The 16,321-nt window shown below is 44.4% G+C and carries 11 protein-coding genes; 4 read left to right on the top strand and 7 right to left on the bottom strand.

Annotated elements, in window-relative coordinates; genetic code table 11:
• Positions 1 to 38 precede the first annotated feature (38 nt).
• From Xkoz_RS05855 to Xkoz_RS05845, 3 genes are all read right to left on the bottom strand, one after another.
• Positions 39 to 2,993 carry a TonB-dependent receptor domain-containing protein gene (locus Xkoz_RS05855; protein ID WP_099141288.1) on the bottom strand — a complete coding sequence of 985 codons (2,955 nt, stop codon included), beginning with the start codon at positions 2,991 to 2,993 and terminating at the stop codon, positions 39 to 41.
• A 60-nt stretch (positions 2,994 to 3,053) separates the two neighbouring features.
• Positions 3,054 to 4,523 (bottom strand): surface lipoprotein assembly modifier, encoded by a 1,470-nt coding sequence (locus Xkoz_RS05850; RefSeq protein WP_099141287.1) that lies wholly within the window; start codon positions 4,521 to 4,523, stop codon positions 3,054 to 3,056.
• Positions 4,524 to 4,611: 88 nt separating this feature from the next.
• Positions 4,612 to 5,349, bottom strand: a complete 738-nt coding sequence (locus tag Xkoz_RS05845; protein ID WP_099141286.1) for a Slam-dependent surface lipoprotein — start codon at positions 5,347 to 5,349, stop codon at positions 4,612 to 4,614.
• 658 nt (positions 5,350 to 6,007) lie between these two features.
• On the opposite strand from Xkoz_RS05845, the gene Xkoz_RS05840 reads away from it, so the two are divergent.
• Positions 6,008 to 6,772, top strand: coding sequence for a GNAT family N-acetyltransferase (locus tag Xkoz_RS05840; protein WP_099141285.1), 765 nt, complete (start codon positions 6,008 to 6,010; stop codon positions 6,770 to 6,772).
• Between the two features lies 1 nt (position 6,773).
• On the opposite strand, the gene Xkoz_RS05835 is transcribed toward Xkoz_RS05840, so the two are convergent.
• The 4 genes from Xkoz_RS05835 to fdhD all read right to left on the bottom strand — a co-directional run bounded on the left by Xkoz_RS05835 (position 6,774) and on the right by fdhD (position 11,035).
• Complete coding sequence (locus Xkoz_RS05835) at positions 6,774 to 8,249, bottom strand: surface lipoprotein assembly modifier (protein ID WP_099141284.1); 1,476 nt, start codon at positions 8,247 to 8,249, stop codon at positions 6,774 to 6,776.
• Positions 8,250 to 8,382: 133 nt separating this feature from the next.
• Complete coding sequence (locus Xkoz_RS05830; protein ID WP_099141283.1) at positions 8,383 to 8,931, bottom strand: HupA family protein; 549 nt, start codon at positions 8,929 to 8,931, stop codon at positions 8,383 to 8,385.
• Between the two features lie 290 nt (positions 8,932 to 9,221).
• Positions 9,222 to 9,941, bottom strand: a complete 720-nt coding sequence (locus Xkoz_RS05825) for a Slam-dependent surface lipoprotein (RefSeq protein ID WP_099141282.1) — start codon at positions 9,939 to 9,941, stop codon at positions 9,222 to 9,224.
• Positions 9,942 to 10,189: 248 nt separating this feature from the next.
• Positions 10,190 to 11,035 carry a formate dehydrogenase accessory sulfurtransferase FdhD gene (gene fdhD, locus Xkoz_RS05820; protein WP_099141281.1) on the bottom strand — a complete coding sequence of 282 codons (846 nt, stop codon included), beginning with the start codon at positions 11,033 to 11,035 and terminating at the stop codon, positions 10,190 to 10,192.
• A gap of 190 nt (positions 11,036 to 11,225) precedes the next feature.
• Here fdhD and fdnG point away from each other — a divergent pair, with 190 nt between their 5' ends.
• Genes fdnG through fdoI form a run of 3 tightly spaced genes read left to right on the top strand, consistent with a single transcriptional unit; the run spans position 11,226 to position 15,841 of the window.
• The gene (gene fdnG / locus Xkoz_RS05815; protein ID WP_099141280.1) at positions 11,226 to 14,273 is read left to right on the top strand and encodes a formate dehydrogenase-N subunit alpha; all 3,048 of its coding nucleotides are present in this window, start codon (positions 11,226 to 11,228) and stop codon (positions 14,271 to 14,273) included.
• A gap of 12 nt (positions 14,274 to 14,285) precedes the next feature.
• On the top strand, positions 14,286 to 15,203 hold the full coding sequence (fdxH, locus tag Xkoz_RS05810) for a formate dehydrogenase subunit beta (protein ID WP_099141279.1): 918 nt from the start codon (positions 14,286 to 14,288) through the stop codon (positions 15,201 to 15,203).
• Positions 15,200 to 15,841 (top strand): formate dehydrogenase cytochrome b556 subunit, encoded by a 642-nt coding sequence (fdoI, locus tag Xkoz_RS05805; protein WP_099141278.1) that lies wholly within the window; start codon positions 15,200 to 15,202, stop codon positions 15,839 to 15,841. Before fdxH ends, fdoI begins: the two co-directional genes overlap by 4 nt.
• Positions 15,842 to 16,321 lie beyond the last annotated feature (480 nt).

Below are 16,321 nucleotides of genomic sequence, written 5' to 3'. Positions count from 1 at the left end.
TAAGCCTCTAATAAATAAGCCTCTAATAAAACAAACCGTTAAAACTGGCTGGTCAGGCTGAGTTTAAACGTTCTGCCCGGTGCCGGGAGCATCGAACGCGTCAGCGGATCGAGATAATAACGGTTGGTCAGGTTTGTACCGGTCAACTCCATAGATATAGCGGGCGTAATTTTATAGCTAATATAGGCATCAACCGTAAATACCGGATTCCAGCGCATTGGGTTATTGGATTGTCCCTTATAAATGTCTGGTAAGGCATTCATCAGCCATTTTTCATCTTTGTTTTCTGCCTTGCTGTGATAGAGCATCCGGCTGCCTAACTCCAGTTTTTCATCAAACAGGCGGCCGCCGACAGTCAGGTTAGCTGAATACTTAGGTTGGATAGAGGTGCGTAAAAAACCGCCAGGGAAACCGCCATCAATACACTCTGGGATGCCATAACGATTCTGGGAATCCAGTCTCATAACAGAATTATTGTCACAAACCTTGTTTTTCATGTTATAGACCAACCCCATATCGGCAAAAAAACTCCCGTTATCATAACGTGCCTGTAGTTCCAGGCCGGCCAGTTTTTGTTTGTCCAATTGGGAGAATTTATAGGTACTGTCCCTGTCGAACACATTTTCAATGGTGGTGTTGTAATAGGCAAGTTTAATATCGGCATGGCGCTCAGCATTGACCCATTGGCTGACATCATAGACTAAGCCCACTTCCGCGGTTTTGGCGCGCTCAGGTTTGAACTTATGCCCTATTTGGCGGGTTGTAGAGCCGGCAAAACCGACGGTATCTTCAAAAATACTGGGCATTCTTACCGCTTCGGCATAGCGGGTATAGATACGGAAATTGTCCGTAACATAGGCTGTAGCAGAGAAAGTCGGTGCCCAAGCGTGATCCTTACGTTTTGGCGCGGCCTCCCAAAGATCATCAACAGCCGGGCCTAGTACGCCATTAGCGTCAACTTTTTCGCCGTACTCATATTGATAAACTTCTTTGCCACTGATTGGATCGATAACCTTTTCATTCATATCCAGTTGACCATTGAAATAAGGGTTACCGCTTTTATTCAACTTGCCATTGTTGGGATCGTAAAGCCAAGTGAATTTTTTTTGAACCATATCGCGTTTTTGCCCATCACGAACAGTGATGGAACGGTTTAAACCCATTTCTTTTAATTTAATAATCAATTCTTTCAAACCCTTACGTTCTTTTCTGCTTATTTTTCCATACAATCTTTTGACATAATCAGACTCTTCTATTGTTGGTGTTCGGTAGTAACTCATCTTATGACCGATGGTTTCTCTCTGCTTTTGATAAAGGATATCTTTTGCGGCACGCCGTTCATTAAGCAAATCATCTTGAGACCAATAAGAAACGCGCTTGGCTCCAGCATTCAGCTCTAGCCATGAAGCTGGCCGCCAGTTAAAGTTAAAGGCGAGATTGATTTCCTGACGTTGTCCTTTCCGCGCCGGTGACTGGAAGAAATATAGACTGGTTGAATTATAATCATCATTGGAATCGAGGCGTTCCCGTTGGAAATTCCCCATTAAGGTCAGATCTAAACGAGGGTGTAGGGTAAATTTATTGGAGAGGTCTAAACCCCAGCGGTTGTTCTGGGAATGAGTGATGGCGGTATTGACCAATCTGCCATCAATATTGGTGTTTCTGTCCCCAAGACCATCTTCCCAACGCCAGTCTCTATCGGTGGGGGTGCGAGGATACCCGCCAGCGGTGTTGGTATTGCTGGTGGTGCGAGTTGTCCATAAGTTCATGTCGAAGTCAACATAGGGATTATTCTCAGGCTGCCATTTATAGGTCAGGTTGGCTGCTTTCTGGTGAACTTTCGCTAATGGCCATTGAGGAACTTTATTTTCTTCGGGCCTAACCCAGCCCAGGCGTGAAGGCATGATATCCCCAAATTCCATATGGGTATTGCGGAACCCCAACTGTAGCGCCTGATCTTCGGTAAAACGCCAAGTATTTTTAATTAATACAGAACGCATTTCACTGGACGTGTTGGGAACTTCATTGCCGGGGCGATAGATACGGGCAGCAAAAGGCAGATAGGGATCCAGTGTTGTCTGGACATTTTTCATGAGTTCCCTGTCATTTTCCGTAATGGGTTCATCATAGCGATGGGCGCCACCTTTTCCGGCAAAATAGTTACCCTGACGACGGTATGCATAGGCCAGCATAAGATCAAAATATTCCTGCCGTGTTCCTAGTGCGAAACGGAAGGCATTATCTTTGAAGCCAAACAGTTTATTGTCTTTTGATGAATGGGGCGTAATTTGCAACGCCGGATCGGTTTCAACCTTATTTTGGATAAAGTTAGGAATATCGCGGTAGTCCTGTCCCAATGATAAGGACGGTGTGCGCTCTCTCACCGAATTGCTGCTGGTTTCCAGTTTGGTATTGATGCCGAAAGTTTCCCCTTTCGGCACCACATCATCAATGGTTAAGGTTTTGATCGATACGGCACCGCCAATTGATCCTTTAATTCCACGACTCAGTGAAGGACCTTTTTCAATTTCAATGCTACTGATTAGATTTGGATCGATGTAGTTGCGGTTATTGGCGCCATGATAACCCCGCCCGACGGTAATGGCCTGTTCCGTACCATCAATGGTGACGGGAATGCGTCCCTGTCCCTGAACGCCACGGATATTGATATCTAAGGCACCACTATTGCGGGCATCACCGCTATATACGCCAACGGCACCTTTAATTAAATCGGCGGGAGAAGTGCCCTTGTAGCGTTCTATCTGTTCTTTACCGATATAAATAGTGGAGATATCTTTGTCATAGACCGCATCATAACCAGCTTCATCTTTATCACTGTGATCCGAGACATGGATCTTACCGAGATCGGTCTTGCTGTTTGACGTTGTGACCGCAGGTTTAGATTCAGCAAACAAGGGCGGTGCAGCCAATGAAAATGTCAGCGACAATGCCATTGTGATAGGGGTAAACTGGGTTTTAATTCGATATGTCATTGATGTCTCTTGCCTCGATTTATCGATTATCATCACACAAATAAAAAAACATAAGTTCGATCAAAAATATTTTTCCAGCCTGATTAGCACTTCGTTTTTGTTATAGCTGTACAGCCAATCCACATTGCTGTGATTGTGGCGGTGACGGAAAGTGAAAGAAGGTGTCATGCCCCATATTTCAGCGGCAGGCACTTTTATGACAGCAATATAAATTTGTTCATGATCCTGACGTCTGGCTCGTAATGACGGACTGTAAGCACCAAAACGGCGTTCTTTCAGCGTCGCAAACAGTGAACCGTTAATGCCGGGATAAATCTGTCCGGCAATCCCTGCCCGAATTCCCCATTGTTGATAGCGATCGACAGCATACTGATCGTTGCCCCGATAGAGCCAATCGCCGCCGCCAAACAAGACAAAGTTTTTGTTAATGGCATGGGATAAGGTGAGATAGCTTGAGGAAAGGTCACCATCTTTTCGCCGGAGTTGCTGGTGACGGAGTTGTTTATGCTCAATTTCAACATTAACGGCGGTTTGGGAAGTGAATGCCCATCGCCACTCTGTTTTGGCGCCTGTAGCGCGGTAATAGGTATCACCTGCTCGTTGCTTATATTCAAACAAGGGGCCAAAAGAGAAATCATGGCTTTTATTTTTATAACTGTATCCACCCACCAGCAAAAAAGTATTTTCGTTCTCATCATGGTAATCACGATAGTTTTCACCAAAAATCAGGCCACGACCAAAAATGCCGTGATGGCCGGCAAGTTGATAGCGCCGACTTAATGTCGCGTCATAAGACATTCCCCATGCTTTGATGGCTTTTGGTGTCTGCCCTTGATAGAACGCTTGTTCTATGGGGTTATAATAGCGAAAGATAGTTTCCTGATCAGGAGACATATTTACGTTATCGTTATAAGCGTAACCAACGGAGAAAGAGCCACGCCAACCGTTTCTCAGGTCTATTGCTTCCAGATAGCTGTTAATATTTTTTAACACGATTTCGGGTAGCTTCTGTGCTTTATACAATCCAGTAAACAGTTGCTCGGCTTCCCGATTTTTATGATCCTCAAAATAGACACGGGCCAGTTCCAGTTCGATACGGGGAAAATCAGGCTGTTGATTTAGAATTTGCTGATAATAATAGGCGGCGAGATCTAAATCCCCCTCAAGACGTGCCAGCCCACCCTGAGCAAAATTGACCAACATCACATCGTGTTCAGGTAATTTTAGGTAGGCGGCGAGAAAGCGCCTGACGTCAGGCCATTGTTGGTTATTAATAGCCAGGAATAGCGCCTGGCCGATATCATTAATATTGTTTTCGACCTGAAACGTTTGCCCATTAATGACAATCAATGACGTGTTTTCGACAAAAATAGGATCGGGCGTAATCAGGTTGGTTTCATTTTCCTGTTGATTATGTTGTGCCTCTTGCCAGATCGTTCGTGGAGTATCTTCATCGGCATAAACGGGTAGGGAGAGGCATAGCGCCATCAGTGCCACTGATAATATCGGCATTATTCTATTGTCAGACATCGGGGAAACCAGATCACAAAGCTCACGTTATTAAAAATAAAACAGAGAACAGCGCCAAAAACGGCACTGTTCTCTGAGAAATTAAGGATTACTGTTTAGAACCACCGAAAGCAGTATCTTTAGATCTATCATCTTCAAATGTGGCGTATCCGGCTAAGCTGGATGCACTGTCGCCAAAGAAGTGACCTTGAGTTTCTCCTTCAAGACCGCCAGTTGTAGCAGAACCTATAAATTGAGCATCAGACTGGATATTCGCGTCGATATTTATTTCCATAGCTGTATTTGATATGGAACCGACCAGCGTTTTCTCACCAAAATCTGCGGTAAATGTACCGGACAGGGCATTGTTACCGCTGTACTGGTTGATACCTGTTATTGTATAAGTTGCGGTACCGTCGGTTGGAATATTGGTCGTAATATCTTTGCCTGCATAGTAAACCGTATGAGTATCATCATCTGCTTTACCAGTTGACCATTCACCAAAGTAAACGTCAGCATTGGCAACTTTGCTGAAATGGAATACTCCCATACCGCCGTGAGAGCCTGGTGCACCTGCTCTCGAGATGTTATGGATCCCATTACTGTCCGCTTGTGCCATGCGAGTCAAGCCAGAAAAACCGATGAGTTGAGCATTATTAATTGAACTGACCCCAATGCCAGGGGCATCACTCGTACCGCCATGTGAATTTGAACCTATTTCAGTTTTACCAACCTTAATATATGATGGTGAACTTATTTGGCTCTGCCCAAAACCCACTTCTGCCTGAGCCTGTGCCATAAATCCCAATGTGCCTAAAGCAGCAATTAATACGTTGAACTTTTTCATCATTATCCTCGTTTGGAGTGGGGGATCCCTCGTTACCCAATCTTAAAAACGGCCAGATTTATTGCGCGAGAAAAACTTACACCGTTCAAATGATAATGTAAATGATAATTATTATTATTTGTTTCAGTAATAATAGGGTTTATTAGATATCGGATTTGTTTATTTCATTGATTTTTATTTTATTTTTTTGGGAGTTGGGGCAAGTTTGAACGCGCTGATTTTTTTTGAAAATGTGAGATGAGTAGATTTTATTTACTGAGGTTATTTTGTTATTAACAATATCATTAGCATGAAAAAATTTCGCATGTAATTAATTTGATAGGCTTATATATATCACTCGCTTTGCAAGATGCGTCTTATATCTTCCCGCGCAGCGGGGAGATATAAACACGCTTATTGGTTTGTAAACTGCAATTTGAAGTTGGATTAGTATAACCATTTATATAATTAAAATTAATGCCTATTTTTGATGTGGAGAAATGTTCATGCCCTGTTGTGGAAAATAATAATTTATGATGAAATTTGCGAGCAAAGAACCCATCAAATAAATTTTCACCTCTCTTTTTATTTTCTGCGTTGCAGGAAATCACGCTCTGCAAGGGTGGGGGATATTCGTTTTTATCTATCTGACTGAAAAAAACCGAATGGGAGACCTATTATGGAAGCAAAAATCGTTATTCAGTCTGCTGAGGAAAGGGCTGATCTTTATGATGAAATAGAGGAGCTTATTGGTAATAATTGGCCTCTGTTTATGAATTATGATGCAGTCGCTGAACAACATTGGCATAAATTATATGAGCCTGGTTTTAGTCACTTTCAAAAATTTGCCATTTTACGGCAGGGGAAAGAAGAACGCCTTATTGGCTTACTGACCTCAATTCCTTTTCCCTGGGAAAATCACTCATTAGATCAATTGCCTGATGAGGGATGGGATGCTGTACTTGACGCAGGTGGAACAGCCAAAGGAAAAGTGCAAGCCAATATGGTGTCTGCCCTTGGTGTGACAGTGAGTCCTGAGTTCCGAGGTCAAAATATTCCTGCCTTATTGTTCAATAGCCTGAAACAGACAGCCAGAGAGGAAGGATTGCAGGGGCTGGTCGTGCCCGTCAGACCAAGCCTGAAAAGCCAATATCCCCTGCAAGATTTTATCGAATATTGTGGTTGGAAAAATGACAAAGGTGAGCCGTTTGATCCGTGGGTTCGCACCCATTATCGTTTAGGGGCGAAAATCATCAAGCCTGCCCTTCGCTCTATGGATATTCATGGCACGCTGGAACAGTGGCAGGAATGGACAGGCATGAAGTTTCCGCAAAGCGGGGAGTATGTCATTCCGGGGGGATTAGTGCCATTGGTCGTCGATGTTGAAAAGCAGATGGCTTATTACATAGAGCCTAATTTATGGATGTACCATAGCCTGGATTAAATTAGAAATATTTTTCTAACTGTATCTGTATTTCATTCTTATCATAATTGTACAGCCAGCTTACATTACTGCGATTGTGCCGATGGCGGAAAATTAAAGAGGGGGTCATTCCCCATATCTTAGCGGCAGGAAATTTAACGGTAGCAGTATAAGTCTGTTCACTATCTTGACGTCTGGCGCCCAATAGTGGGCTGTAAGCACCAAAACGTTGTTGCCTTAGCGAGGCCACCAATGAAGCATTAATTTGGGGATAAAGTTGTCCGGCTATTCCTGCATTGACTCCCCATTGTTGATAGCGAGATGCTGGTTGTTGATTATTTTTATAGCTCCAATTACCCCCACCAAACAAGATTAATTTGTCATTGATGACATGGGATAGGCTGAGATAGGATGAAGAAAGTTCACCGTCTTTCCTGTCATAAGGCGGCTGATACCTCAATTTCTTATGCTTAAGTTCAACATTGAGGGTGGTTTGTTCGGTAACATTCCACTGCCATTCTGCCTGTGCTCCAATGGCATGGTATTCGGTATTTCCTGCACGCTGTTGATATTCAAACAAAGGACCAAAGGAAAAATCATGAAGTCTGCTTTTATAATTGTAGCCACTAACCAGCAGGAACATATTTTCGTTATCGTCATGGTAATGGGGATAATTTTCTCCATAAATCAAGCCACGCCCAAAAATGCCGTGATGGCCGACAAGTTGGTAACGTCGGCTTAAGGTGGCGTTGTAAGTATCACCCCATGCTTTGATAGGTTTCGGTACACCCCTTTCGATTATGCACTGTCCCTCTTCAAAAAGCAGGCAGATCGGTTTTTGATTTGGCGACATATTGATATTGTCGTCATAGATGAAACTCAATGAAAACGAACCGCGCCAGCTATTTCTTAAGGTTATTGCTGCCAGATACAGGTTAATATTCTTCAAGACCATTTCTGGTAACTGTTGCTGTTTCCTGATGTCTTCGAATAATTGCTTGGATTCCTGGTTCTTACGATCTTCAAAATAGACACGAGCCAGCTCCAGTTTGATACGGGTAAAATTCGGTTTCTGCCGTAAGATCTTTTGATAATAAGAGGTAGCGAGCGTCAAATTCCCTGTAATATAGGCTAGCTTGCCTTGGGCAAAATCAATGAGCCAGGGAGCATATCCCGGAATTTTTTGATAAATCGGTAGAAGACGTCTGACTTCCTGCCATTGCCGATAGTTAATGGCAAGGTACAGTGCTTGGCCTATTTCCTTAAGATTGTTCCCAATTTTAAGTTCTTGCCCATGAGTCACGGCTAATGGGATGCCATCTTTTATAGAAATGACATTTGGAATTTCATTTTTCTGTTGATTGTCTCGTGCCTCTTGCCAAATCTTGTGGCTAATATCTTCATTGGCACAAACTGTCGGAGAAAGGAATGGGATCAGCAATATTATAAAGAGTATTAGAACTTTTTCCTTTTTAGTCACTTTTTGTTTGTCAGACATAGCAAAACTCAATTCATAATGGCTATATTTATTTGAAATAAACAGTTTGAAATAAACAGTTTTTAAAATAAATAGGATAAAGAAGATGAGGAGAAAACAGTGCCAAAAATGACCCTGTTTTCTGGGGAATTAATTATTTTATTCTTTCACCATAGAAATCAGTGTCTTTTGTTCTGTCGCTATAATATAAGATCTCTCCTTTCAAAGAGTTAATGTTGTCACCAGATAATAATGTTCCATAGGTATGCCCAATAAGGCCGTTGGATCTGGCTATACCTAAAAAGTTGCCGTACTCATTTATCTTGGCCTCAATACCTACAGTTTGTGTATTATTGCTCATGGAGCCACTCAATACGTAGTTACCAAAATCTGCGACAAAATGACCGGAGAGGGGATTGTTACGGTCATCGTGGCTAATGCCTCGTACATTATAGATTGCATTACCGCTATCTGGCAGCTTGGTTGCCACCTCCTTGCCTGCGTACAAAACGGTGTGGGAGATATCTGATTTATCAGACGTTTTTTGTGCCCATTCCCCAAAGTAAATTTCCCCCTTTTCTTTCTCGAATTGAAAGTATGGGTTGGTTTCTTGCTGGCTTATGCCATCTTCAATTTTTGCCTGAACCTGCGTAGTAAATCCAATAATGCTTAACATAGCGATTAATATATTGCGCTTTTTCATAAGTAGCCTCGTAGGGTATTGAATGCTTTATTATCCCGTTATAAAAACGAGCAGAACTTTTTGGGTGAAAGTTTTGAACAAAAAATACACAGCAAATGAAATGTATACTGGTTGAAAATCAGTGTAAATAATAAGATGTCATTATGTTTTGTATCTGTTGAGTTTTATTGCATACGTAAATTAAAGTTACGTAAATCGTAAAGTAATTTATTGAAATAAAAGGTAAGGAAGGCAAAAAGAGAATGGAAAAACAGTGCCAAAAATGACACTGTTTTCTGGGAAATTAATCATTATTCTTTAGCACCGCCGAAAGCCGTATCTTTGCGTCTGTCACTATCGAATTTGGCAATTCCTGCTATAGAAGAGGCAGAATCACCATAAAATTTCCCTTCGGTGACTCCATTAATATTGCCGTTGGCTGTGGCTTTACCCGAAAATCCGGCGTCATCATTTATATTGGCATCAATGCCTATACTGAGTGAATTATTGCTCAGTGAACCACCAAGTTTATTGGTATCAAAGTTTGCCTCAAGTTTACCGGAAAGGAGATTTGAGCCATCATATTGGCTAAGGCCTTTTACTATATAGGTCGCAGTACCACCGCTTGGCATATTGGTTGTAACATCTTTGCCTACATAAAAAACAGTATGGGTAACATCCGATTTATCGGGCGTTTTTTGTGCCCATTCGCCAAAATAAACTTCCGCATCGGGAACTTGAGCGATACTGATGTACTGATTCTCGATACTTAAACGTGAGCCATCAAAATTTTTATTATAGATGCCATTATTGTCTTGTTCGGCGAGCTTTTTCAGTTGAGAGGCGGTATATAATTTTCCCCCTACTATAGGTAAAGAGGAGATACCCAGGGCGGGTTCACCATCGACTTCTCCGATTAGAAGATGCGGATCAGTTTCTTGTTGGCTTATGCCATACCCAACTTTTGCTTGAGCCTGTGTAGTAAATCCGAGAACTCCTAATATAGCGATTAATATACTGATCTGTTTCATGTTCAACCTCACTGAGTATTGAATACTTGTTATTTTGCCATAAGAACGTCCTGAACTTTTGGGGTTAGCTGTGCTTAAAAAACGCATAGCAAATAAAATGTATGTTGGATAAACAAAGTTGTAAACTATAGGTTGTCGTTATGTTTTGTATTTGTTAATTTTTGTTTTTTGCGGAAACTATAATTTAACGTATTGAAAAAGATTATTTTTTTGATGAGTAAACGAATTTTAGGGTTTCACCATCTCAATTAATCCACCCATCGTTGAGGATGGGTATACACGGTGGCTCGTCCCGGCTTGCAAAACCCGATTAACGTTAGATTACATTTTTGTGCGACTTCAATGGCTAATGAAGTTGCGGCAGAAACAGCAAATAAAATTTCTACCCCACAAGTCGCCGATTTTTGTACCATCTCATAACTGGCGCGGCTGGAAACCAACACAGCACCTTGTTGCCAACCCGTTTTTGCCCGCATTCCCAGCAACTTATCCAGTGCAACATGGCGGCCAATATCTTCACAACCACCCAGTAATTTTCCCTCAGGATCAATCCAACCCGCCGCATGAGTACAGCCAGTGAGAGCGCCAATTTCCTGAACCTGGGGTAATTGAGCAAGGGCGGCATCAAGGTGAGAGAGAGAAAATGTTTGCGTGAAAGGCAGGGGCGCAATGGGATGAAAGATCTCTGCCAATTGCTCGGTGCCGCAAATGCCGCAACCCGTCCTCCCAGCCATACTGCGTCGGCGCGCTTTCAATTCTGCAAAACGGCGGCTGGCAAGTTCAATGTGGAGTTCGATGCCCCCGTGACAACTCACTTTCGAATCAATACCCCGAATTTCTTGTGGCGATGTAATGATCCCTTCCGACAAAGAAAATCCGATGGCGAAATGGTCGAGATCTTTCGGGCTGGCCATCATCACGACATGGGAAATACCGTTATAGACTAATGCGACAGGCACTTCTTCGGCTACCCAATCCGGTTGTAAACCACCCAATTGTGCGCTTTGTTTGACGTTCTTTTGTTGTACATTGATACGAAAAGCGCCGTTGGTTTTTGCCATAGTTAACTTATTTTCTGGCCTTTTATTATCCATTAGTGTATTCCCCAGTAGATTGATTCATAATACTGTTTGTGTGGATATAGGACGGTTTATAACAGACAGTATTCAGAATCAAAAACGATTCATTAAGTTATTATCCAGTTCTATCTTGATAAGAAGCAAATACACCCGCAGAGTTCCTGTTAGGCGGGCGTTAATGAGCAATGTGAGTGAGGAGATCCCCATGCAAGTCAGCAGAAGACAGTTCTTTAAGATCTGCGCTGGCGGTATGGCGGGTACGACGGCAGCCGCGCTGGGGTTTGCCCCAACCGCCGCGATGGCACAAACACGTCACTATAAATTGCTGCGTGCGCGTGAAACCCGAAATACCTGTACATACTGCTCTGTCGGTTGTGGATTATTAATGTACAGCCTTGGTGATGGCGCCAAAAATGCCAAGTCTACTATTTTTCATATCGAAGGGGACCCGGATCATCCTGTAAATCGTGGTGCCCTATGTCCTAAAGGCGCTGGGTTGGTGGATTTTATTCACAGCAAAAGTCGCCTGCTCTATCCAGAATATCGGGCGCCAGGCGCCAGTCAATGGCAGCGAATAAGCTGGGATGAAGCCTTCGATCGTATCGCGAGATTAATGAAACAAGATCGTGATGCCAATTTTATCAAAACCAATCAAGCGGGTGTGACGGTTAACCGCTGGCTGACGACGGGCATGCTGTGTGCTTCTGCGGCCAGTAACGAAACCGGTTTTTTATCACAGAAATTTAGTCGCGCTCTCGGCATGCTTGCCGTAGACAACCAGGCGCGTGTCTGACACGGACCAACGGTAGCAAGTCTTGCTCCAACATTTGGTCGCGGTGCGATGACCAACCACTGGGTGGATATTAAGAATGCGAACCTGATTGTCGTGATGGGCGGGAATGCTGCTGAGGCACATCCTGTCGGTTTCCGTTGGGCGATGGAAGCCAAAATTCATAACAACGCTAAATTGATTGTTATCGATCCCCGTTTTACCCGTACGGCATCCGTGGCGGATTTCTACACGCCTATCCGTTCCGGTACTGATATTGTCTTCCTGTCAGGGGTGATTTTGTACCTGATCACCCATGAAAAAATTAATCGTGACTATGTTGAGGCTTACACCAATGCCAGCCTGATTGTGCGGGATGATTTCTCATTCGAGGATGGCCTGTTCAGCGGTTATGATGCTGAAAACCGTCAGTATGATAAGACGACATGGAACTATGCGTTGGATGAAAATGGTTTTGCCAAACGCGACAAAACCTTGACCCATCCACGTTGTGTCTGGAATCTGCTGAAAGCCCACGTTAGCCGTTATACACCGGAAGTTGTGACTGATATTTGTGGTACACCGAAGGAAGATTTTCTCAAGGTGTGTGAATATCTGGCTGAAACCAGTGCGAAAGACAAAACGGCTTCGTTCTTGTATGCACTGGGTTGGACGCAACACTCCACCGGCGCCCAAAATATCCGCACGATGGCGATCATCCAGTTACTGCTCGGTAATATGGGCATGGCCGGTGGCGGTATTAACGCGCTGCGTGGTCACTCCAATATTCAGGGGTTGACCGATTTAGGGTTGTTGTCGCAAAGCCTGCCGGGGTATCTCTCCTTGCCATCGGAGAAACAGGCCAATTTGCAAACCTATTTGCAGGCCAACACGCCAAAAGCCACCGTTGCAGGGCAGGTCAACTATTGGGGCAATTATCCTAAGTTCTTTGTCAGCCTGATGAAGAGCTTCTATGGTGATAATGCCCGTAAAGAGAATGACTGGGGCTTCGATCTGTTGCCGAAATGGGATAAGCCTTACGACGTCCTGCAATATTTTGAAATGATGTCGAAAGGGGAAGTGAACGGCTATATTTGTCAGGGCTTCAACCCGGTAGCCTCATTCCCGAACAAGAACAAAGTCGTCGCGGCGTTATCGAAGCTGAAATTCCTGGTGACGGTTGATCCTCTTAACACCGAAACATCCTCTTTCTGGCAACATCACGGTGAGTTCAATGACGTTGATCCTGCCACCATTCAAACTGAAGTATTCCGCCTGCCATGCTGCTGTTTTGCAGAAGAAAATGGCTCGATAGTCAATTCAGCGCGTTGGTTGCAATGGCACTGGAAAGGCGCTGATGCCCCAGGGGAAGCGATTGGGGATGGCGAAATTCTGTCGGGTATTTTCAACCGCTTGCGGGATTTGTACCGCGAAGAAGGCGGCGCTGTACCAGAACAAGTCCTCAGCATGACATGGGATTATTTCACCCCCGAAGCTCCTACACCGGAAGAAGTGGCCCAGGAAAATAACGGTCGAGCTTTGGCGGATTTGCTGGATGAAAATGGCCATGTATGGGTGAAAAAAGGCCAGCAATTATCTTCTTTCGCACAATTGCGTGATGATGGCACAACCGCCAGCGGTTGCTGGATTTTTGCCGGAAGTTGGACGCCAGAAGGTAACCAGATGGCGCGCCGTGATAATGCCGATCCATCCGGTATGGGTAATACATTGGGTTGGGCATGGGCGTGGCCATTGAATCGCCGCATCCTGTATAACCGTGCTTCTGCCGATCCGCAGGGCAATCCGTGGGACCCTAAACGCCCGTTGATTGCCTGGGATGGCGATAAATGGAGCGGGACAGATATTCCAGACTACAGCAATGCGGCTCCGGGAACGGATGTCGGGCCATTTATCATGCAGCCAGAAGGAATGGGGCGCTTGTTTGCCATCGACAAAATGGCAGAAGGGCCGTTCCCTGAGCATTACGAGCCGTTTGAAACACCGTTGGGAACCAACCCGCTGCATCCGAATGTGGTTTCTAATCCGGCCGCCCGCGTGTTCAAAAGTGATTTTGAGTCTATGGGTAAAGCCGATAAATTCCCCTATGTAGGAACCACCTACCGCCTGACGGAGCATTTCCATTACTGGACAAAACATGCATTGCTAAATGCCATTGCCCAACCAGAACAATTTGTGGAAATGGGTGAACGGTTGGCGGCAGAGAAGGGGATCAAACAGGGAGATACCGTCAAAGTCAGCTCCAGTCGTGGTTATATCAAGGCCAAGGCCGTGGTGACGAAACGCATTCGCACCTTGAATGTTCACGGCCGTGAAGTGGATACCATCGGTATTCCGATTCACTGGGGTTTTGAGGGCGCGGCGAAGAAAGGCTTCCTTGCGAATACCCTGACGCCGTTTGTCGGTGATGCCAATACGCAGACACCGGAATTCAAGGCATTCTTGGTTAATGTGGAAAAGGTGTAAGGGAGAAAAATTATGTCATTGCAATCCCAAGACATCATTCGTCGCTCTGCCACCGATTCACTGACGCCCGCACCTCGTGTGCGGGATCACCAGCAAGAAGTGGCAAAACTGATCGATGTGACAACCTGTATTGGTTGCAAAGCGTGTCAGGTGGCCTGTTCCGAATGGAACGATATTCGTGATGAGGTTGGGCACAACGTTGGTGTTTATGATAATCCGGCCGATCTGACCGCGAAGTCATGGACAGTGATGCGATTTTCCGAAGTGGAGGAGAATGGCAAGCTGGAATGGCTGATCCGCAAGGATGGCTGTATGCATTGTGCCGATCCCGGTTGCTTGAAGGCTTGTCCGGCGGAAGGGGCGATTATTCAGTATGCCAATGGCATCGTTGATTTTCAGTCAGAACAGTGCATTGGCTGTGGTTATTGCATTGCGGGCTGCCCATTCAATGTGCCCCGCATCAATAAAGAGGATAATCGCGCCTACAAATGCACTTTGTGCGTTGACCGTGTTGGTGTCGGGCAGGAGCCAGCTTGTGTGAAAACTTGCCCAACCGGTGCGATTCATTTTGGCAGTAAGTCGGATATGAAAACACTGGCGGCAGACCGGGTTGAAGAGCTTAAGGGGCGTGGTTATGAAAATGCCGGTTTGTACGATCCTGAAGGCGTCGGTGGAACCCATGTCATGTATGTGTTGCACCATGCCAACAAGCCCCAGCTTTATCATGGATTACCGGATAATCCGGCAATCAGCCCGACGGTCACGTTTTGGAAAGGGATCTGGAAGCCATTGGCTGCAATCGGTTTTGCCGCGACTTTTGCGGCTTCCATTTTTCATTACGTGGGTATTGGCCCGAACCGCGTTTCCAAAGAAGAGGAAGAGAGCGCACTCAACGATATGGATTCAAACAATGAGGAAGTGAAGAAATGAAAAAGCGCAACGATATCATTATTCGCCACTCCCCGGTTGAGCGAGTCAATCATTGGGCGGTTGTGATTTGCTTCCTGTTTACCGCCATCAGCGGGTTAGGTTTTTTCTTTCCCTCCCTGAACTGGATGATGAATATCTTTGGCACCCCGCAACTGTCACGGATATTGCACCCGTTTGCGGGATCGGTGATGTTGTTCCTGTTTGTTTTTATGTTCTTCCGATACTTCAAACATAACCTGATTGACAGGGATGACATCGAATGGGCGAAGAATATCCACAAAGTGTTGCGTAATGAGGAAGCGGGAGATATCGGGCAGTATAATCTCGGCCAAAAAGGTATTTACTGGTCAGTCTCTCTTTGTCTGTTCCTGTTGCTTATTAGCGGCATTATTATCTGGCGCCCGTATTTTGCGGAGTATTTTTCTATCCCATTGATTCGAGTTGCTTTGCTGATCCACTCATTGGCGGCCATTGGCCTGATCCTGACGATTATCATCCATGCGTATGCAGCGTTTTGGGTGAAGGGATCAGTACGGGCAATGGTCGAGGGTTGGGTGACACGAGGCTGGGCGAAAAAACATCACCCACGTTGGTATCGCGCCATGGTGAAACAAGAGCAACGAAAAGAGAAAGAGTGAGTTTAGGGCAGGGTATTTTGTGTACCCTGCTTTTTTCTTGCTTATATGGAGAGTTATGTCTTGAAATAGTCAATGTTTTTTGCAAAAACTGTACTTTTCAGACAGGTTTGTTTTTACATTTAATATAACCATGCTGTTTTACATAGACTTCCTTTATACGCATTAAACTTCAAGTTGCAATTTACAACACTATATGAAACCTGATTTCTCCCCGCTTCGCGGGGAGAAATCACACGCATCTTGAAGTTAGATTGGTATAAATATATTCTCACAGGAACTGGTATAATAAAAACCAAGCTAAATAAAATAGAATTAAGCAACTTAGATAATGCGGGATTGGTATTTAAATTGCGTCGGAGTCGCCAAAAATATCTAAGAGTATATCCCAATAGGAGATATTTGATATTATAGTCAGCCTGTTTTTTTACATTTAGGGGATTTTTTCATGAATAAGAAATCAATAGCCCAATGGTTCATTTC

Source organism: Xenorhabdus kozodoii, from assembly GCF_002632875.1.
Lineage (GTDB): Bacteria > Pseudomonadota > Gammaproteobacteria > Enterobacterales > Enterobacteriaceae > Xenorhabdus > Xenorhabdus kozodoii.
This window is presented reverse-complemented; position numbering and strand designations above follow the sequence as displayed.

What these genes read in the sequence shown, in the direction of transcription:
- Xkoz_RS05855 (WP_099141288.1), bottom strand. Translation starts at nt 2,993, where the DNA reads ATGACATATCGAATTAAAACCCAGTTTACCCCTATCACAATGGCATTG.
- Xkoz_RS05850 (WP_099141287.1), bottom strand. Translation starts at nt 4,523, where the DNA reads ATGTCTGACAATAGAATAATGCCGATATTATCAGTGGCACTGATGGCG.
- Xkoz_RS05845 (WP_099141286.1), bottom strand. Translation starts at nt 5,349, where the DNA reads ATGAAAAAGTTCAACGTATTAATTGCTGCTTTAGGCACATTGGGATTT.
- Xkoz_RS05840 (WP_099141285.1), top strand. Translation starts at nt 6,008, where the DNA reads ATGGAAGCAAAAATCGTTATTCAGTCTGCTGAGGAAAGGGCTGATCTT.
- Xkoz_RS05835 (WP_099141284.1), bottom strand. Translation starts at nt 8,249, where the DNA reads ATGTCTGACAAACAAAAAGTGACTAAAAAGGAAAAAGTTCTAATACTC.
- Xkoz_RS05830 (WP_099141283.1), bottom strand. Translation starts at nt 8,931, where the DNA reads ATGAAAAAGCGCAATATATTAATCGCTATGTTAAGCATTATTGGATTT.
- Xkoz_RS05825 (WP_099141282.1), bottom strand. Translation starts at nt 9,941, where the DNA reads ATGAAACAGATCAGTATATTAATCGCTATATTAGGAGTTCTCGGATTT.
- fdhD (WP_099141281.1), bottom strand. Translation starts at nt 11,035, where the DNA reads ATGGATAATAAAAGGCCAGAAAATAAGTTAACTATGGCAAAAACCAAC.
- fdxH (WP_099141279.1), top strand. Translation starts at nt 14,286, where the DNA reads ATGTCATTGCAATCCCAAGACATCATTCGTCGCTCTGCCACCGATTCA.
- fdoI (WP_099141278.1), top strand. Translation starts at nt 15,200, where the DNA reads ATGAAAAAGCGCAACGATATCATTATTCGCCACTCCCCGGTTGAGCGA.